General features: G+C 69.4%; 23 protein-coding genes, 1 tRNA gene and 1 pseudogene. 16 read left to right on the top strand and 9 right to left on the bottom strand.

Features of this window, described 5'->3' with window-relative positions; translation table 11 throughout:
• The first annotated feature begins 221 nt into the window (after positions 1-221).
• Both EOT10_RS15710 and EOT10_RS15705 read left to right on the top strand, forming a co-directional pair.
• A complete protein-coding gene (locus tag EOT10_RS15710; protein ID WP_127828811.1) occupies positions 222-1,823 on the top strand; it encodes an RDD family protein in 1,602 nt (533 codons plus the stop codon).
• A gap of 73 nt (positions 1,824-1,896) precedes the next feature.
• On the top strand, positions 1,897-2,562 hold the full coding sequence (locus tag EOT10_RS15705; RefSeq protein WP_127828810.1) for an RDD family protein: 666 nt from the start codon (positions 1,897-1,899) through the stop codon (positions 2,560-2,562).
• A gap of 75 nt (positions 2,563-2,637) precedes the next feature.
• Here EOT10_RS15705 and EOT10_RS15700 read toward each other — a convergent pair whose 3' ends face one another.
• Positions 2,638-2,979, bottom strand: coding sequence for a hypothetical protein (locus tag EOT10_RS15700; RefSeq protein ID WP_127828809.1), 342 nt, complete (start codon positions 2,977-2,979; stop codon positions 2,638-2,640).
• 397 nt (positions 2,980-3,376) lie between these two features.
• Between EOT10_RS15700 and EOT10_RS15695 the strand changes: the two genes are divergently transcribed.
• The gene (locus tag EOT10_RS15695) at positions 3,377-5,776 is read left to right on the top strand and encodes an immune inhibitor A domain-containing protein (RefSeq protein ID WP_127828808.1); all 2,400 of its coding nucleotides are present in this window, start codon (positions 3,377-3,379) and stop codon (positions 5,774-5,776) included.
• 122 nt (positions 5,777-5,898) lie between these two features.
• Positions 5,899-6,249 (top strand): hypothetical protein, encoded by a 351-nt coding sequence (locus EOT10_RS41935; protein WP_127828807.1) that lies wholly within the window; start codon positions 5,899-5,901, stop codon positions 6,247-6,249.
• Positions 6,250-6,316: 67 nt separating this feature from the next.
• On the opposite strand, the gene EOT10_RS15685 is transcribed toward EOT10_RS41935, so the two are convergent.
• Both EOT10_RS15685 and EOT10_RS15680 read right to left on the bottom strand, forming a co-directional pair.
• The gene (locus EOT10_RS15685; RefSeq protein ID WP_127828806.1) at positions 6,317-6,901 is read right to left on the bottom strand and encodes an isochorismatase family protein; all 585 of its coding nucleotides are present in this window, start codon (positions 6,899-6,901) and stop codon (positions 6,317-6,319) included.
• Between the two features lie 90 nt (positions 6,902-6,991).
• Positions 6,992-8,335, bottom strand: a complete 1,344-nt coding sequence (locus EOT10_RS15680) for a nicotinate phosphoribosyltransferase (protein ID WP_127828805.1) — start codon at positions 8,333-8,335, stop codon at positions 6,992-6,994.
• Between the two features lie 112 nt (positions 8,336-8,447).
• Between EOT10_RS15680 and clpS the strand changes: the two genes are divergently transcribed.
• The 7 genes from clpS to EOT10_RS15645 all read left to right on the top strand — a co-directional run bounded on the left by clpS (position 8,448) and on the right by EOT10_RS15645 (position 13,330).
• Positions 8,448-8,765 carry an ATP-dependent Clp protease adapter ClpS gene (clpS, locus tag EOT10_RS15675; RefSeq protein WP_127828804.1) on the top strand — a complete coding sequence of 106 codons (318 nt, stop codon included), beginning with the start codon at positions 8,448-8,450 and terminating at the stop codon, positions 8,763-8,765.
• An 87-nt stretch (positions 8,766-8,852) separates the two neighbouring features.
• Positions 8,853-9,458: a DUF2017 domain-containing protein gene (locus tag EOT10_RS15670; RefSeq protein WP_127828803.1), complete on the top strand. Its 606-nt coding sequence runs from the start codon at positions 8,853-8,855 to the stop codon at positions 9,456-9,458.
• A gap of 356 nt (positions 9,459-9,814) precedes the next feature.
• Positions 9,815-11,263: an amino acid permease gene (locus EOT10_RS15665; protein WP_127828802.1), complete on the top strand. Its 1,449-nt coding sequence runs from the start codon at positions 9,815-9,817 to the stop codon at positions 11,261-11,263.
• Positions 11,264-11,374: 111 nt separating this feature from the next.
• Positions 11,375-11,791 carry a M67 family metallopeptidase gene (locus EOT10_RS15660; RefSeq protein WP_127828801.1) on the top strand — a complete coding sequence of 139 codons (417 nt, stop codon included), beginning with the start codon at positions 11,375-11,377 and terminating at the stop codon, positions 11,789-11,791.
• Positions 11,792-11,873: 82 nt separating this feature from the next.
• Positions 11,874-11,975: a putative leader peptide gene (locus EOT10_RS42860; RefSeq protein WP_317617344.1), complete on the top strand. Its 102-nt coding sequence runs from the start codon at positions 11,874-11,876 to the stop codon at positions 11,973-11,975.
• Between the two features lie 120 nt (positions 11,976-12,095).
• On the top strand, positions 12,096-12,374 hold the full coding sequence (locus EOT10_RS15650) for a MoaD/ThiS family protein (protein ID WP_127828799.1): 279 nt from the start codon (positions 12,096-12,098) through the stop codon (positions 12,372-12,374).
• 5 nt (positions 12,375-12,379) lie between these two features.
• Positions 12,380-13,330: a PLP-dependent cysteine synthase family protein gene (locus EOT10_RS15645; protein ID WP_127828798.1), complete on the top strand. Its 951-nt coding sequence runs from the start codon at positions 12,380-12,382 to the stop codon at positions 13,328-13,330.
• A 68-nt stretch (positions 13,331-13,398) separates the two neighbouring features.
• On the opposite strand, the gene EOT10_RS15640 is transcribed toward EOT10_RS15645, so the two are convergent.
• On the bottom strand, positions 13,399-13,848 hold the full coding sequence (locus tag EOT10_RS15640) for a type II toxin-antitoxin system PemK/MazF family toxin (protein WP_127828797.1): 450 nt from the start codon (positions 13,846-13,848) through the stop codon (positions 13,399-13,401).
• A gap of 233 nt (positions 13,849-14,081) precedes the next feature.
• On the opposite strand from EOT10_RS15640, the gene EOT10_RS15635 reads away from it, so the two are divergent.
• On the top strand, positions 14,082-14,834 hold the full coding sequence (locus EOT10_RS15635; protein ID WP_127828796.1) for an MBL fold metallo-hydrolase: 753 nt from the start codon (positions 14,082-14,084) through the stop codon (positions 14,832-14,834).
• 110 nt (positions 14,835-14,944) lie between these two features.
• Here EOT10_RS15635 and EOT10_RS15630 read toward each other — a convergent pair whose 3' ends face one another.
• Together EOT10_RS15630 and EOT10_RS15625 are read right to left on the bottom strand one after the other, a co-directional pair.
• On the bottom strand, positions 14,945-16,207 hold the full coding sequence (locus tag EOT10_RS15630; RefSeq protein WP_127828795.1) for a PTS transporter subunit EIIC: 1,263 nt from the start codon (positions 16,205-16,207) through the stop codon (positions 14,945-14,947).
• A gap of 231 nt (positions 16,208-16,438) precedes the next feature.
• A complete protein-coding gene (locus tag EOT10_RS15625; protein ID WP_127828794.1) occupies positions 16,439-17,728 on the bottom strand; it encodes a PTS transporter subunit EIIC in 1,290 nt (429 codons plus the stop codon).
• 207 nt (positions 17,729-17,935) lie between these two features.
• Here EOT10_RS15625 and EOT10_RS15620 point away from each other — a divergent pair.
• The 4 genes and pseudogenes from EOT10_RS15620 to rdgB form a co-directional block, all read left to right on the top strand.
• Positions 17,936-18,178: pseudogene (locus EOT10_RS15620) on the top strand (PTS sugar transporter subunit IIB); the annotation flags it as partial.
• A gap of 88 nt (positions 18,179-18,266) precedes the next feature.
• Positions 18,267-19,004, top strand: coding sequence for a ribonuclease PH (rph, locus tag EOT10_RS15615; protein WP_127828792.1), 738 nt, complete (start codon positions 18,267-18,269; stop codon positions 19,002-19,004).
• Between the two features lie 110 nt (positions 19,005-19,114).
• The gene (locus EOT10_RS15610) at positions 19,115-19,513 is read left to right on the top strand and encodes a hypothetical protein (RefSeq protein WP_127828791.1); all 399 of its coding nucleotides are present in this window, start codon (positions 19,115-19,117) and stop codon (positions 19,511-19,513) included.
• A 49-nt stretch (positions 19,514-19,562) separates the two neighbouring features.
• Positions 19,563-20,168: an RdgB/HAM1 family non-canonical purine NTP pyrophosphatase gene (rdgB, locus tag EOT10_RS15605; RefSeq protein ID WP_127828790.1), complete on the top strand. Its 606-nt coding sequence runs from the start codon at positions 19,563-19,565 to the stop codon at positions 20,166-20,168.
• Between the two features lie 53 nt (positions 20,169-20,221).
• Here rdgB and EOT10_RS15600 read toward each other — a convergent pair.
• The 3 genes from EOT10_RS15600 to EOT10_RS15590 form a co-directional block, all read right to left on the bottom strand.
• Positions 20,222-20,306: transfer RNA gene (locus tag EOT10_RS15600), tRNA-Leu, on the bottom strand.
• Between the two features lie 41 nt (positions 20,307-20,347).
• Complete coding sequence (locus EOT10_RS15595; protein WP_127828789.1) at positions 20,348-21,199, bottom strand: HNH endonuclease signature motif containing protein; 852 nt, start codon at positions 21,197-21,199, stop codon at positions 20,348-20,350.
• Entirely contained in the window at positions 21,196-21,816 is a 621-nt protein-coding gene (locus EOT10_RS15590) for an HNH endonuclease signature motif containing protein (protein ID WP_127828788.1), read from the bottom strand. The genes EOT10_RS15595 and EOT10_RS15590 overlap by 4 nt, the downstream gene beginning before the upstream one ends.
• Positions 21,817-21,849 lie beyond the last annotated feature (33 nt).

Here is a 21,849-nt window from a genome sequence, read left to right as displayed (position 1 = left end):
CGTACGGAGTCGTGCGCGTCGTACCGGGCCTGCGAGAGCGGGCCCGTGCAAGGAGAGAGGGGGCGGGGCGCGGAGCATTACGCGACTTCTGAAAAGTTTTTTCTGGGGTTTTTCAGGGTCCCCGGAAAGTGGTCCGTACGGGTGGACCCGCCCGGTGCCGGGCGGTGGTCTGATAGATGTGGACCCCCAACAAAACCCCGAGCAGATACGGGACGACGGACATGAGCGCCCCAACTCCGGCCCCCGGCGACGACAGGCCCCGCGAGGGGTACTACCCCGACCCGTCCATTCCCGGATATGTCCGGTACTGGAACGGTGCCGCGTGGGTGCCGGGTACGAGCCGCCCCGCCCCGTCCGACGGCGAACCGCTCGCGGCTCCCGCCGGGACGGCCCCCGCACCCACCCCGGCCCCCGAGCCCACCCCGGCCCCCGAGCCCGCTCCGGCCCCCGAGCCCTCGCCGGCGCCGGTCGAGGAGACGGGTCCTGTCTTCCTCGACGAGGAACCCGAGCGGTACGCGGACGAGCCGTCCGCACCCGAACCGGCCACGGCCTGGCAGGCGGACGCCTCCCAGCAGGGCGGCTTCGGCGGCGAGCAGGACCGCCGGGTGTCGTGGGGCGCCGATCCGCGCGTGCCCGCCCCGCAGGAGGAGCGCACGGACGGCACGGTCACGATCCGCGCGGTGCCGCCGGGGCCGGCGAAGCAGCCGCCCACGGACGGGACGGTCACGTTCCGCCGCCCCGCCCCGCAGGCGGAGCAGCCCGAGGGCACGATGATGATGCGCGCGCTGCCCACTCCCCAGGCACCGGGCACTCAGCAGCCGCAGGCCCAGCAACCCCAGCAGCCGCAGGCCCAGCAGCCTCAGCAGCCGCAGCCCCAGGCGGGGTTCGCCCAGCAGGGACCCGCGCACGCTCCGGCGCCGCAGGGCCCCGCCCAGCAGGCCGCCGCCGCCCCGGCCCGTCAGCAGCAAGCTCAACAGGCCCAGCAAGCTCAACAGGCCCAGCGAGCCCAGCAGTCCCAGCAGGCCGCCCCCCTTCACCCGCACGCGGCGCAGGGCACCGTTCCGCCGGCCGCCGCCCCGGGGCAGCAGTCCCCGGCGGGCCGCCCGGCCGTGGTCCCGCCGCAGGCGTCCGCGCCCCAGGCCCCCGCCACCCCGATGACGTCGGGGCCCGGCGGCGGTTCCCCGTCCTGGGCGCAGCAGGTGCACCAGCTCGCGCAGCCCGCTCCGGCCGCCGGGCCCGCGGGGCCCGCCGCGGGCGAACCGGCCGGGCCCGAGGGGCCCGTGACGCCGTGGAAGCCCGTCGCCAGCGACCCGTTCCTCGCGGCGGCCCAGGCGCAGGCGTCGGCGCGGCCCGCGGGGATCGGCAAGCGGCTCGCGGCCCGGATCGTCGACACGGTCGTACTCGGCGCGGTCACCGCCGTGGCGGCCGTCCCGCTCGGCACCAAGGCCGTCGACCACATCGGCGCGAAGGTCGACGCGGCGAAGGCGTCGGGCCACCAGGTCACCGTCTGGCTCCTGGACGGCACGACCAGCGTCTACCTCGGCATCGTCCTCGCCGTCCTCCTGATCGGCGGTGTCCTCTACGAGGCGTTGCCGACCGCCAAGTGGGGGCGCACCCTGGGCAAGAAGCTGTGCGGGATCGAGGTGCGGGACATCGAGGAGCACGCGCCGCCCGCGTTCGGCGCGGCCCTGCGGCGCTGGCTGGTCTACAGCGTGCCGGGTCTCCTGGCCATCGGCGTGATCGGCGTCCTGTGGTGCCTGTTCGACCGTCCGTGGCGCCAGTGCTGGCACGACAAGGCGGCCCGCACGTTCGTCGCGGGCTGACGCGCACGGCCGCCGTACTCCGGACGGCGGCTCGCCGGATGCGGCGGCGGGGGGTTCGGGTTCGACTCGGGCCATGAGCACCGAACCGCCGCCCCCCGGCTCTGGTCAGCCCCCGGAAGACGACCCGTTCAGAAAGCGGCCCCCGTCCGAGGGCGCCGGCGGCTCGCCGTACGGCGGCCCGCAGGAACCGCACGGCGGTGCGCAGGGCCCGCAGGACCCGTACAGCGGGGGCGGCCCCTACGGCGGAGACCCCTACGGGGGTGGGCCCTACGGCGCCGATCCGCTGGCCGGGATGCCGCCCCTGGCGGACAGCGGCAAGCGCGTGCTCGCGCGGATCCTCGACATCATCCTGGTCAGCATCGTCGTGGGGCTGCTGTCCTGGGCGTTCGGCGTCGCCGAGTTCAGGGCCAACCCCGACAAGATCGAGTACGGCAAGCAGTTCGCCGAGTCCGTGCTCGCCGCGGTCCTCTACATGGGCTACGACACCTTCCTGACCGCGAAGACCGGCCAGACCCTCGGCAAGCGGCTCCTCAAACTGCGCGTGGCGAACCTCGACAACGGCGCGACGCCCAGCGTCCAGACCAACCTGGTGCGGTCCGCGGTCCTGTGGCTGCCCGCGGTGTTCTGCTGCGCCTGCGTCTGGACCGCGGTCTGCGGCGGCTGGAGCTTCTTCGACAAGCCCTACAAGCAGGGCCTGCACGACAAGGCGGCCAAGACGGTCGTGGTCAGCACCGGCTGAGTGGTCGGCACAGGTCGAGTGGTCAGCACCGGCTGAGCGCGAGCGGAGCGGTGGTGCCGGCGGCGGGTCAGTGGATCACGGGCCCGCCGGTCCGCGTGTGCCGGACGGCGTGACCTCGTACACGGACTCGGGCACGGCCTTGGGTCCCGCGGCACGCACGATCGTCTGCCGGCCCGGCACCCGCTCCTCGATGACGGCGGACGTGGCGGACGCCGTCCCGGGGGCCGGTGCGGCGGCGGGCCGCTGCCCCGGCAGGGGGACGGTCATGGCCACGAGGAGACCGAGGCCGAGTGCGGCCACGGCGATGACCGCGACTCCGAGGCCCGAACTCGTCCGGGACAACAGCAGCATGGCGAGGGTGGAACAGATCACGGTCGCGGAACCGTAGGCGAGCTGTGCGGCAGTCGGACGAGGCATGGCGATATCCGTCCTCGGGACAGCGGATGCTTACTGCATGGCGTATAGCAGGTGCTTTTGGCAGCTGCATATGTAAGGGGTGCGGAGCCGGGTCGACTTGGCCGTGGCGCGCCGTCAAATGACTCTAATCCGACGGATGCCCGAGAGGAACCGGCGGTAAGCGTGACCTAACCCACGGGGTCGGTGCACGGGGGGCGCACGGAGTCACCGAGTCCATGAAGTGGACGGTTCGGCGCGCCTGTTGACGGGCGGGTCCGCGTCCGAATAGCGGTGCCCGGCCCCTGCATAGTGCAATCCACTTGTCACAGTCAAGGTCTGGTAAATCTCCTTCACCTCCGGTCAAATGGCGTCACTTGTGATGCGTGGCTGAAACGCCACGGAGGAGGGGAACCATCAAGTGACCACCAAGAGACGGGCGTTGAGGTCCGCCGCCGTGCTCGTGACGCTGGCCGCGACCGCGGCCGCCGGACCGGTCCTCGCGACAGGCGCCCAGGCCGACACCCCGGCCGCGGGCGGCTCCACGTCGCACGGCAAGACCTACGGGGGCAAGGGCCACGTCATCGGCGGCCCGTTCAGCGAGCAGCAGGAGCAGCAGCGCAAGACCGCGCTGGAGCAGGTGCTCGCCGGCACGTCCGAGGTCGAGACGCGTAACGGCTCGCAGGTCGTGAAGCTCGGCAAGGACAAGTACGTCGAGCTGGGCCGCGAGCGCACCGACAAGATCTTCACGATCCTGACGGAGTTCGGCGACAAGGTCGACAACACGACCCTCGTCGACCGCGCCGACGACGACACACCTGACCTGAAGCCCAAGTACGGGGGTACTCCGGGCCCGCTGCACAACCGGATAGCCGAGCCGGACCGTGCCACGAACAACAGCACGGCCTGGCAGAAGGACTACAGCAGCAAGCACTTCCAGGACCTGTACTTCGGTACGGGCAAGGGCGTCGACTCGCTGAAGACGTACTACGAGAAGACGTCGTCGGGCCGCTACTCGGTCGACGGCGAGGTCTCCGACTGGGTCAAGGTCCCCTACAACGAGGCCCGTTACGGCTCCAACTACTGCGGCGCCGACAACTGCCCGAACGTCGAGGACCTGGTCCGCGACGGCGTCAACGCGTGGGTCGAGCAGCAGAAGGCGGCCGGCAAGTCCGACGCCGACATCAAGACGGACCTCGCCCAGTACGACCAGTGGGACCGCACGGACCACGACAACGACGGCAACTTCAACGAGCCCGACGGCTACATCGACCACTTCCAGATCGTCCACGCGGGCGAGGACGGGTCGGCCGGCGGCGGCGCGCAGGGCGGCGACTCCCTTTGGGCGCACCGCGGTTACGCCTACGGCCGTGACGACGGCGACACGGGCCCGGCCGGCTTCAAGGCGGGCGGCACCCCGGTCGGCGACACCGGCATCTGGGTCGGCGACTACACGATGCAGCCGGAGAACGGCGGCCTCGGAGTCTTCGCCCACGAGTACGGCCACGACCTGGGCCTGCCCGACCTGTACGACACCTCGTACAAGGGCGAGAACTCGGTCGGCTTCTGGTCCCTGATGTCGGCGGGCTCCTGGCTCGGCACCGGCAAGGACGCGATCGGCGACATGCCGGGCGACATGACCGCCTGGGACAAGCTGCAACTCGGCTGGCTCGACTACGACAAGGCCAAGGCGGCGACCAGGTCGACGCACACGCTGGGCGTTTCGGAGTACAACACGAAGCGCAAGCAGGCCCTCGTCGTCGAGCTGCCCGAGAAGAAGAACGTCACCACCGGCATCGTGCAGCCCGCCCAGGGCGCGAAGCAGTGGTGGTCGGACTACGGCGACGACCTCTCCAACACCCTTACCCGCACGGTCGATCTGACCAGCAAGGCGAAGGCGTCGCTCGAACTCGACGGCTGGTACGACATCGAGAAGGACTACGACTACCTGTACACGCAGGTGTCGACGGACGGCGGCGCCGGCTGGAAGACGATCGACGGCACCGCCGACGGCGTCACCATCCCGCGTGACGGCGGCGACAAGCCGGCCCTGACCGGCGTCTCCGGCAAGTTCCAGCACCTCGTGTTCCCGCTCGACGCCTACGCGGGCCAGAAGATCGGCATCCGCTTCCGCTACAAGACGGACGGCGGCGCGGGCGGCCTGGGCTTCACCGCCGACAACCTCACCGTGAAGGCGGACGGCCAGGCGCTGTTCACCGACAACGCCGAGGGCGACGACAACGGCTGGACCGCACGCGGCTTCTCGCGCGTCGGCGCCTCCGTCACGGGCGACTATCCGCAGTTCTACCTCGCGGAGAACCGCCAGTACGTCAGCTACGACAAGACGTTGAAGGTCGGCCCGTACAACTTCGGCTGGCGCGACGGCGGTTCGAAGAACAACTGGGTCGAGCACTACTCGTACCGGCCGGGCCTCGTCGTCTGGCAGTGGGACACCTCGCAGCGCAACAACAACGTCGGCGAGCACCCCGGCAAGGGCCTGATCCTGCCAGTCGACGCCCACGCCAAGCCGCTGTACTGGGCGGACGGCAAGACCAGGATCACGAACAAGATCACGCCGTACGACGCCGCCTTCGGCCGGTACCCGGTGCCCGGCATGACGCTGCACCGGCTCGGCGTCGAGACCAGGATCCCGGCGCAGGCCGGCGTCCCGGTCTTCGACGACCACACGGGCACGTACTGGTACAAGGAGAACCCGACCGGCAGTGTCCAGACAACTGACACCAACACCCGGATCTCGATCGTCCGGCAGCCGCTCGACGGCTCCTCGATCACGGTGAAGGTCGGCCCCTCGGCGAAGTAATCCACATCGTCGCAGGTCAGAGCATGATCGGCCGTCGCCCTCTAGCGGGCGGCGGCCGATCGTGTTTAGGTGCGTCCTGTGAGTTCCTTATTGACACTACGTCTCACGGGGGTGTGACAGTCATGTCCGCAGGAGGGTTCTGCAAGCTGCCGAACGGCACCGTGGTGGTGGCACTGACCGTGCCGAGCCCGGCGCCCGACGACGGCGCGGTCCGGCTACTGGTCCACGCGGCGAACCGGGCCCGCGCCCTGACCCGCCTACGAAACCTGGGCCTGAGAGCGATCTACCTCAGAGGCAACGCGGAACCTCCGACCCCGGACGAGATCACGGCGGTCCTGCACCATCCGGACGGCTTGGTGTGGAGAGCGGCACCCCACTGCATAACGGGCGAACTCTGGCACCCGATCAGAGCGCTGATGAGGCAAAGACCGGTCCATTCCAGCCCGGCCCATTCCAGCCCCTCCGGCGCTTGAGGAGCGGGGTCCGGGGCAGAGCCCCAGGGCTTTCGGGAAGGGGCGGGTTGGGGGAGAAAACCCCTGCTCAGACGACCGGCTTACCCGTGAGCTCAACCCCCGCCGCCCGCATCTCCGAAAGCGCCGCCGCAGTCGTCCCGGCAGACACCCCCGCCGTCAGATCAAGCAGCACCTGAGTCCGGAACCCCTCCCGCACCGCATCCAGCGCGGTGGCCCGCACGCAGTGATCGGTCGCGATCCCGACCACGTCCACCTCACTGATCCCGCGGGCCCGCAGCCACTCCGCCAGCGGCACCCCGTTCTCGTCGACCCCCTCGAACCCGCTGTAGGCGGCCGCGTACGCCCCCTTGTCGAACACCGCGTCGATGGCCCCGGACGCGACGGCGGGCGCGAAGTTCGGGTGGAACCCGACCCCCTCCGTGCCCGCGACGCAGTGCGCGGGCCAGGAGTGGACGTAGTCCGGGGACTCGGCGAAGTGGTCGCCGGGCGAGATGTGGTGGTCGCGGGTGGCGACGACGTGCCGGTACCCGGCGGGCGCCTGCCCGATCAGCTCCGTGACGGCCGCGGCCACGTCGGCCCCGCCGGCCACCGCGAGGCTGCCGCCCTCACAGAAGTCGTTCTGCACATCTACGACGATCAAGGCGCGGCGCATAGGAGGTGTCCTTCTGCTGGGAGACTTCGAGCCTAGTAACTCGGCGTGCGTTGCGGGAGAGGGCGTTTCGACCTCCCCCGCCCGTCGCGGCTAGCCGTGCGTGTTCACCAGATACTCCGTAGGAATCACGGCCTCCCCGCGCGACAGCTGCGTCGCCGAGAGGGGCAGCCCCGCGAGCGCCTCCGTGTGCCGCCGCCGCACCGCGTCCAGCGGTTCGCGGGCCACGACGGTGCCGCCCTTGATCAGCTCCACCAGGAGCTGGTGGTCGACGAGGGGAGCCGGGACGGCCCCCGTGCCGATCACCTCGGCCTCGGCGACGCCCCGCTCGTCGGGCCGCCGGGCGGCCCACTTGCGGCCGCCCACGGACGATTTGGCCCCCATGGACTTCTTCGCCACGGCCCGCAGCGGCGCCTTCGGGTCGCCGGACTCGGCGCGGGCGACGAGCTTGTAGACCATCGAGCACGTCGGGTGCCCCGAGCCGGTGACCAGCTGCGTTCCCACCCCGTACGCGTCCACGGGCGCGGCGGCGAGCGAGGCGATCGCGTACTCGTCGAGGTCGGAGGTCACGACGATCTTCGTCTGGGTGGCGCCGAGCTCGTCGAGCTGGTCGCGCACGCGGTGCGCGACCAGGAGCAGGTCGCCGGAGTCGATGCGCACGGCGCCGAGCCCGGGCCCGGCGATCTCGACGGCGAGCCCCACGGCCTCCGTCACGTCGTACGTGTCCACGAGCAGGGTCGTGCCCTCGCCGAGGGTGTCGACCTGGGCGCGGAACGCGTCGCGCTCGGTGTCGTGCAGCAGCGTGAAGGCGTGCGCGGACGTGCCGACGGTGGGGATCCCGTAGCGGAAGCCGGCCGCGAGGTCCGACGTGGTGGCGAAGCCGCCCACGTACGCGGCGCGGGACGCGGCGACGGCGGCCAGCTCGTGCGTGCGGCGCGCGCCCATCTCGATCAGCGGCCGCTCGCCCGCGGCGGAGGCCATGCGGGAGGCGGCGGCCGCGATCGCCGAGTCGTGGTTGAGGATGGAGAGGATCACCGTCTCCAGCAGGACGCACTCCGCGAACGAGCCCTCGACCCGCAGGATCGGGGAGCCGGGGAAGTACACCTCGCCCTCGGGGTAGCCCCAGATGTCGCCGCTGAAGCGGTAGGAGGCGAGCCATTCGAGGGTCGGCTCGTCGACGATGCCGCGCTCGCGCAGGAAGCCCAGCTCCCCGGCGCCGAACCGGAAGTTCTCGACGGCGTCGAGCACCCGGCCGGTGCCGGCCACGACGCCGTACCGGCGCCCCTCGGGAAGCCTGCGCGTGAAGACCTCGAAGACCGAGCGCCGGTCGGCCGTGCCCGCCCTGAGCGCGGCCTGGAGCATGGTGAGCTCGTAGTGATCGGTGAAGAGCGCTGTCGACGGAACATCCACCGGCAGGCCAAGGTCCGCTGTGTTCATATGCGGGATGCTACCCCCGATTAGCGTCAGTGTGACGATTTCAGTGGCTGATTTGTCGGTGGCCCATTTCGGTGGTGGCCCATTTGTGCGGCGGCCGCCCCCTAGTGGCAGCATGGGCTGTGTGACGGCTCCCGCACCCCTTGAGATCGAACGAACCGAGCCGGCGGAGGAGGCCTTCGCCGTGCCCGAGCCGGACGTCCCCTGGATCACGCTCGTGCACAACGACCCGGTCAACCTCATGAGTTATGTGACGTATGTCTTCCAGACGTACTTCGGCTACTCCAAGGACAAGGCCACGAAGCTGATGCTCGACGTGCATCACAAGGGCCGCGCGGTCGTCTCCAGCGGTACTCGTGAGGAAATGGAGCGCGACGTGCAGGCCATGCACGGCTACGGTCTGTGGGCCACCCTTCAGCAGGACCGCAAGTAGCGCCCGTGAGCAGCGCCGGCAAGCGGCGCCGGCAAGCAGCGCCCGTAAGCAGCACGCGTAAGTAGCGACGGAGTAGCGACGCACCTGATGCCAGGACACTTCGAACCGATTCCCGGCGGCGGCGCCGCCGTCGCGCTCGACGAGGTCGAGATCTCGATCATCCGCTCCCTCGCCGTCCAGCTCCTGGAGCTGATCGGCCCCGGGCCCGGCGGGGAGGCGTCCGACGACCCGCTCGCCGAGCTCTTCGCGGAGGGCCCGAGCGAGCCGCCGTCCGACCCGGTCCTCCAGCGGCTCTTCCCCGATGCCTACGGCGGGCCGGTGGACGAGGACGCGCCCGTGGACCAGGTGGACGAACAGCGCGCGCACTCGGCCGAGTTCAGGCGTTTCACCGAGAACGACCTGCGGGCCGGCAAGCGGGAGGACGCGCTCGCGGTGATCCGCTCGCTCGACGCCCTCGCCGCCGCCGGCGAAGGCGGCGCGGTCCTCAAGCTCACGCCAGAGGAGTCCGTGCGCTGGATGCGCGCGCTCAACGACCTGCGCCTCGCGATCGGCACCCGGCTCGACATCACCGACGAGGAGGACACGGACGTCCTCTACCGCCTCCCGGACGAGGACCCGCGCAAGCCGATGGTGATGGCCTACCTGTGGCTGGGCGGCCTCCAGGAGACTCTGGTCGAAACCCTTATGCCCTGACCTGTCGGGACATGTCGGCCGGAGGCTGAGCCTCCGGATGTAAGCGCGTTCGCTCAACGAACGCTCAATTCCGGATAACGATCCCGTCACTCGGGCGGCCTTGTATGCCGCGCGAGGTGTTTTTTGTCCGGTTTTCCTTGTGGTGTGCGCCACACGCTCCCACGCGATCAATGTTGCCGCCGTGATAAATCTTCACGATCGCCCGGCGGACGCCACCCCTGTCCCGCCGGGTGCGCCCCGACCGGCAGACCGCCGGTAGGCACAGCTCCATCCATCCAGGGGCCCAGACCCCGAGGATCGTCACAGTCGATCCGAGCCGCAGCGGCACGGATCGGCATGGAGAAAGGCGCAACACCATGACCTCAGTGCAGGTCGACAAGCAACACGACGGCAATGAGGCCGTGCAGGCCCCCGGTGAGTCCGGTGAGGGCGAGGGTTACCAGCGCGGTCTCGGGGCCCGGCAGATCCAGATGATCGCCATCGGCGGCGCCATCGGGACCGGCCTCTTCCTCGGCGCGGGCAAGGGCATCTCCAAGGCGGGCCCCAGCCTCATCCTCGCGTACGCCATCGCGGGCCTCGTCATCTTCTTCATCATGCGGGCGCTCGGTGAGCTCCTCATGTACCGCCCCGTCTCGGGCTCCTTCTCGGAGTACGCGCGCGAGTTCATCGGCCCCTTCGCGGGCTTCGTGACCGGCTGGACGTACTGGCTCTTCTGGGTCATCACCGGCATGACCGAGGTCACCGCGGCCGCCCAGTACATGAAGTACTGGACCCACGACAGCGTTCCGCAGTGGGTCACCGCCCTCGTCTTCACCCTCATCCTCTACGCCGTGAACCTGATCTCCGTGAAGCTCTTCGGTGAGCTGGAGTTCTGGTTCTCGATGGTGAAGGTCACCGCGATCGTCGGCATGATCCTCATCTGCGCCGGCATCCTCACCCTCGGCTTCTCCGACGCCGGCGACACCGCCTCCGTGACCCACCTGTGGGACCAGGGCGGCTTCTTCCCGCACGGCATCGGCTCCACTCTCATGACCCTCCAGATGGTCATGTTCGCCTTCCTCGCCGTCGAGCTCGTCGGCGTCACCGCGGGCGAGTCCAAGGACCCGAAGACCGTCCTGCCCAAGGCCATCAACACCGTGCCGTGGCGCATCGCCGTCTTCTACGTCGGCGCGCTGATCATGATCCTGTCGGTCGTGCCGTGGACCGAGTTCCAGCCGGGCGTCAGCCCCTTCGTGCACGCCTTCGAGAAGATGGGCCTCGGCGTCGGCGCCGCGATCGTCAACTTCGTCGTGCTGACCGCCGCCCTGTCCTCCTGCAACTCGGGCATGTACTCGACGGGCCGCATGCTGCGCGACCTGGCGCTCAACGGCCAGGGCCCGAAGTTCTTCACCAAGCTCACCAAGTCCGGCACGCCCCTCATCGGCACGACGGTCTCCGCCGCGATGATGCTGGTCGGCGTCTGGATCAACTACCAGTGGCCCGGCGACGCGTTCAACTACGTCGTCTCCTTCGCCACCATCTCCGGCATGTGGGCCTGGTTCGTCATCCTGATCTGCCAGATCCGCTACCGACTCAAGGCCGACCGCGGCGAACTGCCCCAGTCCACCTTCAAGGCCCCCGGCGGCATCTGGCCCAGCATCTTCTCGCTCGCCTTCCTCGTGATGGTCGTCGTGATGATGGGCATCGACAAGGACGCGCGGATCTCGCTGTACTGCGCCCCGCTGTGGGCCGTGCTGCTCGGCGTCTCGTACTTCGTGCTGCGCAGCCGTGACCCGCAGGGCGCGGCGTTCGCGAAGCGCAAGTAGTTCGGAGGCGGCCACCCCGACACCCCTGGGGCGGCCGCTCTCGTCTCAGCATCCGGGCCCTCCCGTACCGCACTCCGGTACGGGAGGGCCCGTCTGTCTATCCTGAGCCCCATGCTGACCCTGACCCAGGCCCTCTACGACCAGATCGTCGCCCACGCGCGCGCCGACCACCCCGACGAGGCGTGCGGCGTCGTCGCGGGACCGGCGGGCACCGGCAGGCCCGAGCGCTTCATCCCGATGCTCAACGCCGCCCGCTCGCCCACGTTCTACGAGTTCGACTCGGGCGACCTGCTGAAGCTGTACCGCGAGATGGACGACCGGGACGAGGAGCCCGTGATCATCTACCACTCGCACACCGCGACCGAGGCCCACCCCTCCCGCACCGACATCACGTACGCGAACGAGCCGGGCGCCCACTACGTCCTCGTCTCCACCGCCGACACCGACGACGCGGGCCCCTTCCAGTTCCGCTCGTTCAGCATCGTCGACGGCGTCGTCACGGAGGAAGAGGTCGAGGTCACCCCGTAGCCGTCTCGCTCATCGGACGGAAATCGACCACATCGTGAGATCACACTCTGGGATCCGGGCCGGGAATCGATACGATGAGCCCATGGTTCTTCATGACGTGAGTGACAAGACGCCGGGCATGCTGCTCGTGGCGCGCCTTCACGTCGACCTGTGCCGCCTCGCCAGCGCCATCTGTATCCGCTGAAGGGTTTCGCCGGACGGCAGTGAGCCGCGGCGCCGCACCCATGCACGACCACGTACCCCAGGCAACGCCCCGCGCCGCCGCGCGCCTACCACCTGACTTCTTCCGAACAGGAGCCCAGCCATGGCCATCGAGGTCCGCATCCCCACCATCCTCCGCACCTACACCGACGGCGCCAAGGCCGTCGAGGGCAGCGGGGACACGCTCGCCGAGCTCTTCGCCGACCTCGAGTCCCGCCACACGGGCATCCAGGCCCGCATCGTGGACGGCGACAAGCTGCGCCGCTTCGTGAACGTCTACCTCAACGACGAGGACGTCCGCTTCCTCGACGGCATCGACACCAAGCTCGCCGACGGCGACAACGTCACGATCCTGCCGGCCGTGGCCGGCGGCATGGCCTGATCGGGATGCGTTACGACTCCCCGCTCGCCGCGGTCGGCAACACGCCCCTGGTGCGGCTGCCGCGGCTCTCGCCCTCCGAGGACGTACGGATCTGGGCGAAGCTCGAGGACCGCAACCCGACCGGCTCGATCAAGGACCGCCCCGCGCTCCACATGATCGAGCAGGCGGAGAAGGACGGCCGGCTCACCCCCGGCTGCACCATCCTCGAGCCGACCTCGGGCAACACCGGCATCTCGCTCGCCATGGCGGCCCGCCTCAAGGGCTACCGCATGGTGTGCGTCATGCCGGAGAACACCTCGCAGGAGCGCAGGGACCTGCTCGCCATGTGGGGCGCCGAGATCATCCCCTCGCCCGCGGCCGGCGGCTCCAACACGGCCGTCCGCATCGCGAAGGAACTGAGCGCGCAGCACCCCGACTGGGTGATGCTCTACCAGTACGGCAACCCGGACAACGCGGGCGCCCACTACGCGACGACCGGCCCCGAGATCCTCGCCGACCTGCCGTCCGTCACCCACTTCGTGGCCGGCCTCGGCACCACCGGCACCCTCATGGGCGTCGGCCGCTATCTGCGCGAGCAGAAGCCCGATGTCAAGATCGTCGCCGCGGAGCCGCGCTACGACGACCTGGTCTACGGCCTGCGCAACCTCGACGAGGGCTTCGTCCCCGAGCTCTACGACGCCTCCGTCCTCACCACCCGCTTCTCGGTCGGCTCGGCCGACGCGGTGACCCGCACCCGTGAACTCCTCCAGCTGGAGGGCATCTTCGCGGGCGTCTCCACTGGAGCGGCGCTGCACGCGGCGATCGGTGTGGGCAAGAAGGCGGTCGCGGCGGGGGAGTCCGCCGACATCGTCTTCGTGGTCGCCGACGGCGGCTGGAAGTACCTGTCGACCGGCGTCTACACGGCGGCGACGACGGAAGAGGCGATCGAGACGCTGCACGGCCAGCTCTGGGCCTGAGGAATCACTTCTGGGCCTTGAGGAATCACTGAAGAGCCGCGAGGGTCCGGGGGCGGCGCCCCCGGACCTCAGCGCGCCAGATGGCGCACCTGGTCCCACACCGCCGGATCCACCAGGCCCGCCCTGCGCCGGAAATCCCCCACGGGAACCTCACGCAGCTCGTCCGGTTCCAGGAAGCTCGGCCGGCCGTGCGCGTCGCCCACCGACCCCGGCGGCAGCGCGATCACCCCGGCCCGCTCGTCGTGGTACTTGCTGGTGATCTTCGCGACCCGCACCCGCCGCCGGCGCACCGCCAGGACGAGGCACGGCCTGTCTTTCCCGCCCGGCCCGTCCTCGTACGGCACGAGCGCCCACCAGATCTCACCCGGCCGAGGCCGCGTCCCGCCCGCGCGCGGACCCCGGGGCGGGCGGGTCCGGCCGCCGGGCCGACGATGCCCGCGCCCCCAGCCGTCGACGAGCGTCGCCACGAGCGCGAGCAGCAGGACGGCGGCGAGCGCCAGCCACCAGGACGTGTCCATGAGGACGACGGTACCGGTGGCACCCGCGCCGCGCCGCACCGGGCGTACGCCCCCCGAACCGGTGACAGCACAGGTGAGTTCTCCCACAACGGCCCACGACGGAGGAGCGACCCGCCCTTTTGCGCCTTACGCTCGACGGACCGCTCGACCCCTCACCACATCAGTTCCCGCACCAGTTTCCCCACCCGCTCCCTGACCGCTCTCTGACCGCCAGCGCGGAGGTTCCGGCTCTTATGAAGCTCACCGTCGTCGGCTGCTCGGGGTCGTTCCCGTCCGCGGATTCGGCCTGCTCGAGCTACCTCGTCGAGGCCGACGGCTTCCGGCTGCTACTCGACATGGGCAACGGTGCCCTGGGCGAGCTGCAGCGCCACTGCGGTCTCTACGACCTCGACGCGATCTTCCTCAGCCATCTGCACGCCGACCACTGCATCGACATGTGCGGCTACTTCGTGGCGCGCTACTACCGCCACGACGGCGGCCGCTGCGCCCCGATCCCGGTCTACGGCCCGGAAGGCACGGAACAGCGCCTCACCACGGCGTACGCGGACACGCCCTCCGCGTCCTCGATGAGCGAGGTCTTCGACTTCCACACCGTCAAGCCCGGCCGGCACGAGATCGGCCCGTTCACGGTGCGCACGGAGCGGGTGTGCCACCCGGTCGAGGCGTACGGCATCCGCGTCGAGCACGGCGGCAGGTCGCTCACGTACTCCGGGGACACCGGCGCGTGCTCCGCGCTCGACGAACTCGCCGCGGACAGCGACCTGTTCCTGTGCGAGGCGGCGTTCACGTACGGCAAGGAGAACATCCCGGACCTGCACCTCAACGGCCGGGAGGCCGGCGAGACCGCGGCCCGCGCCGGGGCCCGCCGCCTGGTCCTCACCCACATCCCGCCGTGGACGGACCCGCAGATCAACCTCGCGGACGCCCGCGCCGCGTACGACGGCCCGGCCGAACTGGCTGCGGCGGGGCGGGTGTACGAGATCTGAGCCGCCCGGTACGAACACGGGCCCAGACATGACGAAGGCCCCCGGAACCGACTCGGTTCCGGGGGCCTTCGTCATGTCCGGGCGGCCGTATACCTGTGCGGCCGTGAGGCTCACGCCTTGGTGAGGTCCTCGATCTCCTCCTCGGGCTCGCGGCCCGGGGTGGTGAGGTTGAACTTGGTGATGGCGAAGCGGAAGAGCACGTAGTAGATCACCGCGAAGACCAGACCGATCGGGATGATCAGCCAGGGCTTGGTCGCGAGGTTCCAGTTCAGGGCGTAGTCGATGAAGCCCGCCGAGAACGTGAAGCCGGCGTGCACGCCGAGCGCCCAGGTCACGGCCATCGAGACCGCCGTGAGCACCGCGTGGATCGCGTAGAGCACCGGGGCGATGAACATGAACGAGAACTCGATCGGCTCGGTCACGCCCGTCACGAAGGACGTCAGGGCGAGCGAGACCATCATGCCCATCACGGCCTTGCGGCGCTCGGGCCGCGCGGAGTGCGCGATGGCGATGGCCGCGGCCGGCAGGCCGAACATCATGATCGGGAAGAAGCCCGACATGAACTGACCGGCGGTCGGGTCGCCCGCGAAGAAGCGGTTCAGGTCACCGTGCACGACCGCGCCGGTGGCGTCCGTGAAGTCGCCCAGCTGGAACCACGAGACGGTGTTCACGAACTGGTGCATGCCGACCGGGATCAGCGCGCGGTTGATCAGACCGAACAGGCCCGCGCCGCCGGCGCCCAGACCCGTCATCCACTCGCCGAAGCTGGAGATGCCCTCACCGATGGGCTCCCAGACGAGGCCGAAGAAGACGCCCATGATGACGCCGACGAAGGCCATGATGATCGGGACGAGGCGGCGGCCGTTGAAGAAGCCGAGCCAGTCCACGAGCTTCTTGCGGTGGAACTTCTGCCACAGCACCGCGGCCAGCAGCCCCATGATGATGCCGCCGAGGACACCCGGGTTGTTGTACGTCGCGGCGACGTCGACGCCCTTGTTCTTCGTCGTGTTGATGACGGCCTCGGTGACCGGGAACGCCTTCAGCACGTTGCTGTAGACCAGGAAGCCGACCAGGCCCGCGAGCGCGGTGGAGCCGTCGGCCTTCTTGGCGAAGCCGATGGCCACGCCTATGCAGAAGAGCATCGGCAGGTTGTCGAAGACGGCGCTGCCCGCGGTCGCGAAGACGGCGGCGACCTTGTCCCAGCCGAGGCCCTTGTCGCCGAACACGTCGGGCTGCCCGAGACGGAGCAGGATGCCGGCGGCCGGCAGCACCGCGATCGGCAGCTGCAGGCTGCGGCCCACCTTCTGGAGTCCCTGGAACAGGCCGGATCCCCGCTTCTTCGCGGGAGCCGCCGTAGCGCTGGCGGTGCTCATCAACTTCCTCCATGTGCGGGGGTGCTGCCGGGTCACGGAGTGGAAAGAGGGGGGTGGGCAGCAGCCTTATGGTCTACACCACTCAGTGGTGTAGACCTGTTGTAGCACGGTGAAGGTCAGATAAGGAACCTGCGAATTTGAGGGATCCCTGTGCGGTCGGTCATATGCGACAGCGCGAAACAAAACCCCCGGACCAGGTGGTCCGGAGGTCTATGTGGGGGACGGCGGGCGTCAGGCCTTCGTGACGTCCTCGACCTCCTCCGGAGGTTCGCGGCCCGGAGTCTTCAGATCGAACTTCGTGATCGCGAACCGGAAGACCACGTAGTACACCACCGCGAAACAGAGACCGATCGGGATGATCAGCCACGGTTTCGTCGCCAGGCTCCAGTTGATGACGTAGTCGATCAGACCCGCCGAGAAACTGAAGCCGTCGTGCACGCCGAGGCCCCATGTCACCGCCATCGACACGCCGGTGAGGATCGCGTGGATCACGTACAGCACCGGCGCCACGAACAGGAACGAGTACTCGATCGGCTCGGTGATGCCGGTGACGAACGACGTCAGGGCGACCGACAGCATCAGACCGCCGACCACCTTGCGGCGCTCCGGGCGGGCGGCGTGCGTGATCGCCAGGCACGCGGCCGGCAGCGCGAACATCATGATGGGGAAGAAGCCCGTGGTGAAAAGGCCCGCGTGCGGGTCGCCCGCCAGGAACATGTTGATGTCACCGTGGACCACCGTGCCGTCCGGCTTCGTGAACGACCCGAACTGGAACCAGATGGGCACGTTCAGGAACTGGTGCAGGCCGACCACGAGCAGCGCGCGGTTCGCCACACCGAAGATGCCCGAGCCCAGCCAGTCGAGACCGACGAGCCAGTCACTGAAGCTCTGGAGCGCCGAACCGATGGGCGGCCACACCCACAGGCAGAGCGCCGCGAACCCGATGCCGACGAACGCCATGATGATCGGGACGAGGCGGCGGCCGTTGAAGAAGCCCAGCCAGTCGACCAGCTTCGTGCGGTGGAACCGCGCCCAGAGGAACGCGGCGAGAAGCCCCATGACGATGCCGCCGAAGACACCGGGATTCTGATACGTGAACGCCGTGACCGAGTGGTCCGTCACCAACTGGCAGCCCGTGGCGACCGGCTTGGAGCCCTTCGCGCAGTCCTCCGGGAACTGGCGCAGCACGTTGAAGTAGACGAGGAAGCCGACGACCGCCGCGAGCGCCGTGGAGCCGTCCGCCTTCTTGGCCATGCCGATGGCCACACCGATGCAGAACAGGAGGGGGAGGCCGAGCGCGCCGTCGAGCAGGGCGGAGCCGGCGCCGACCATCACCTTGGAGACGTCGGTCCAGCCCAGGCCGTCGACGCCGAAGACGTCCGGCTGGCCCAGCCGGTTGAGGATGCCGGCGGCGGGCAGTACGGCGATGGGGAGTTGCAGGCTGCGCCCCATCTTCTGCAGCCCCTGGAACGCGTGGCTCCACGGGCTGGGTTTGTAGACGGCCGCACTGTCAGCGCTCATGGGCGTCCTCCCGGAACAGGCCACGTTTGGCGGTCGTTGAAAACTGGTGTAGACCAGTTGCGGGACCGGTCGGTGGGCACCGGTCCATGCGGGCATGGCGCCGTGATCGTCATCATTCGGTACGGGTCGCGCAACCGCCCGTGAAGATGGTCCAACCGTGGGTTACCGTGACAAAGCGGGCCCACGGCGGGCCGTGAGAAAAGTCAGGGAGAACACATGGCCAGCAAGGCTGAGAAGATCGTCGCCGGCCTCGGCGGTATCGAGAACATTGTGGAGGTCGAGGGCTGCATCACCCGCCTGCGCACCGAAGTCGAGGACCCCAGCCTGGTCGACGACGCCGCCCTGAAGGCCGCCGGCGCCCACGGCGTCGTCAAGATGGGCAGCGCCGTCCAGGTCGTCATCGGCACCGACGCGGACCCCATCGCTTCCGACATCGAAGACATGATGTGAGCGCCTGACCCGCTCACCCCAGACGTTGTCGAGGCCCCGCACCGGACACCCGGAACGGGGCCTTCGCCGTTCCCGCTAGGCTCGTTCCATGTCTCGCATCGACGGCCGCACCCCCGGACAACTCCGCCCCATCACCATCGAACGCGGGTGGAGCAAGCACGCAGAAGGCTCCGTCCTCGTCTCCTTCGGCGACACCAAGGTCTTCTGCACCGCCTCCGTCACCGAAGGCGTCCCGCGCTGGCGCAAGGGCAGCGGAGAAGGCTGGGTCACCGCCGAGTACTCGATGCTCCCGCGCGCCACCAACACCCGCGGCGACCGCGAGTCCGTCCGCGGCAAGATCGGCGGCCGCACCCACGAGATCTCCCGCCTCATCGGCCGCTCCCTGCGCGCCGTCATCGACTACAAGGCCCTCGGCGAGAACACCATCGTCCTCGACTGCGACGTCCTCCAGGCCGACGGCGGCACCCGCACCGCGGCCATCACCGGCGCCTACGTGGCCCTTGCCGACGCCGTCACCTGGGCCCAGAACAAGAAGCTCATCAAGCACGGCCGCCAGCCCCTCACCGGCACCGTCTCCGCCGTCTCCGTCGGCATCGTCGGCGGCATCCCCCTCCTCGACCTCTGCTACGAGGAAGACGTCCGCGCCGACACCGACATGAACGTCGTCTGCACCGGCGACGGCCGCTTCGTCGAGGTCCAGGGCACCGCCGAGGCCGAGCCGTTCCACCGCGACGAGCTCAACTCCCTTCTCGACCTGGCCGTCACCGGCTGCGCCGACCTCACCGCCGCCCAGCGCGCGGCACTCGAGGCCACCCTCGAACGGTAAAGAGCGCGCCAAGCGGGGTAGCAACCCCGAAGACGCGGACAGCGTCACTACGGACGGGCGTACGGCACCTCGCCGTGCGCCCGTCCGCACACAAGGGGAGGGACCGTTCCATGGCCGCGCGCCCACGACACCGCCGCCGCACCGCCGCACTCGCCGTCACCGCGGCCCTGATCGCCGCGACGGCCGCCACCGGATGCGGCGCCGTCGACAAGGCACTCGACTGCGTCCAGACCGCCGACTCCATCGCCGACAGCGTCACGGACCTGCAGCAGGCCGTCGAGAACGCGGCGAACGACCCGACACAGGCCGACGAGGCACTCGACTCCATCGACAGGAACCTCGGCAAGATCAGCGACAAGACGGACAACGCCGACGTCTCCAAGGCCGTCGACGACCTCAACAAGGCCGTGGGGAACGTCCGTACGGCCATCAAGAACGGCGACGAGACCCCCGACATCACCCCGGTCACGGACGCCGCCGGCGAACTCACCAAGGTCTGCACCCCTTGATCCCCTTGATCCCCATGAGCCCCCTGACCCCGCCCGCGATACTGGGGGCATGACCCGCCTCATCCTCGCCACCCGCAACGCCGGCAAGATCACCGAGCTCAAGTCGATCCTCGCCGACGCAGGCCTGCCCCACGACCTCGTCGGCGCGGACGCCTACCCCGACATCCCCGACGTCAGGGAAACGGGCGTCACCTTCGCCGAGAACGCCCTGCTCAAGGCCCACGCCCTGGCTCAGGCGACCGGCCTCCCGGCCGTGGCCGACGACTCGGGCCTGTGCGTGGACGTCCTGAACGGCGCCCCCGGCATCTTCTCCGCCCGCTGGGCAGGGCGTCACGGCGACGACAAGGCCAACCTCGACCTGCTCCTCGCCCAGCTCGGCGACATCGACGACGACCACCACCGCAAGGCCCACTTCGCCTGCGCGGCAGCGCTCGCCCTCCCGGACGGCCGGGAACGCGTGGTCGAGGGCCACCTGAGCGGCATCCTCCGCCACGCCCCGTCCGGCACGAACGGCTTCGGCTACGACCCGATCCTCCAGCCGAACGGCGAAACCCGCACATGCGCGGAACTGACCCCGGCGGAGAAGAACGCGATCTCGCATCGCGGCAAGGCGTTCCGGGCGCTTGTGCCGGTGGTGCGGGAGCTGTTGGGCTGAGTCCCGGCCGCGCACGAGGAAGGGCGCTCCCTGCCGGGGAGCGCCCTTGTGTGTGCGGTCGGAGGGATTCGAACCCTCACGGGATTTCTCCCACGGGCACCTAAAACCCGCGCGTATCGCCTATTTCGCCACGACCGCGTCAAAACGGACATCTAGCTCGCTCGCTGTATTCCGCCTCGTCAGTGTACGGCGACGTTGGCCGCGACGGGGGCGTGCCTGCCGGTGCTGCGCCGAGTCCCGCTCATTGCGTGGCAGTTGGGGCACAGGTACCGCAGATTCTCGCTGCGATTGTCTTCGGGGATTCCGTTGATGTGGTCGATCTCCAGCACGAGCCGCTTGCCGAGCCAAGTCTCGCCCAGTCCGCACACAGAGCAGGCACGGGTGCGCCCGATGTCGTCGAGGGCTCTGCGCAGGAGTCGGGTCCGTACTCGTGGCGCTCCGGATTCGAGTCGCACAAGGATCTCGGAGGCGCTCCGTCGAGTGGCTGGGGTGTGGCCGGCGTTGTGGCTCTGGCCGACGAAGTGCTCGGTCGAGAGGCCGTATTCGTCGATACTCCGCTTGGCCTTGGTCCGGGCTGCGCCGCTGTCGGGTGATAGCCCCAGTCGCTGCATGAGTCCGGCCAGGCTGCGGGAGGCGGCGACTGCCCGAGTGATCTCCGGCTCGGGGAAGAGGCGTGTGCCGCGGGGCGGAGCGAAGTGACTGGTGTCGATGTCGAACCTCTCCAGCTTCCGTCTGATGAGCCCGTACGGCCCGTCCTCCGGTGGGATACCCATGTGGATGAACATCGCGCGGATGCTTGTGGAGCTGGTGGCTGCCTCCGCGAGCACTTCCCGGGAATACGAATAACGAGGGCGCTCGGGCAAGGGCTCGTCCTCGAAGTGTGTGGTGTCGATGCCGTAGTGGGTCAGCCGCTGCCGGAGGTAGGCGCTGGGCCTGCTGCCCATGGGCGTGCCGAGGCGCCGCATCAGATCCACCAGGCTAGTGGAGGCGGCCGCGGTGGCCTGGAGCTGTTCCCGCGGATACTTGCTCATGCCCGGCCTCGCTTCCGACCCCGGTAAGTGTCCGTCACCGCATGGCAGTTAGGGCACAGAAGCCGCAGGTTCTCGAGGCGGTTGTCCCACCAGTTTCCGTCGATGTGGTCGACTTCCAGCGGTATGGGTTCTCCGTTCCAATCGATGCCGCCGCAGAGGGCGCACCGGTCTGGCACTCCGCGCCGGACTAGTTCCCGGCGCAGCCGCACCCCGTGCACTCTTCCCTCGTCGGGGGATCGAAGTGTGAGGATGTCGCCGCGCGCAGTTCTTGGGCGGCGTGCAGCGCGAGAGAAGTGCGAGGTGTTGATGCCCAGCTGACGGATGCGGCGGCTGATGTGGGCTTGATTGCCGCCGACATTGCTGATGCCCAGCCGGTGAACGACTTCCTTGATGCTGGTCGATGCCTCGACGGCCGCACGTAGCGCTGACTCGGTGTGCCGTACTGATCGCGTCGGGAAGCGCGAGATGTCGATCCCCGCCTCCACCATCTTCTGCCGCACATACCGCCTGCTGTACCGAGTCGATTCACCCCCGCACCACCGCACCGCCTCGTCCCACGTGCGCGTCTCCCGAGCTGCCTCCTCCAGCAGCTCCCGCGTGTATCGCAATCCCGCCATCCGGTCCTCCCTCCCTGGTCACCAGTTCGTGAC

Origin of the sequence: Streptomyces antnestii (assembly GCF_004005495.1) — a bacterium.
In the GTDB taxonomy this organism is placed as follows: Bacteria; Actinomycetota; Actinomycetes; order Streptomycetales; family Streptomycetaceae; genus Streptomyces; species Streptomyces antnestii.
Note: the sequence above shows the minus strand (reverse complement) of the source record. Positions and strands in the feature narration are given on the sequence as shown.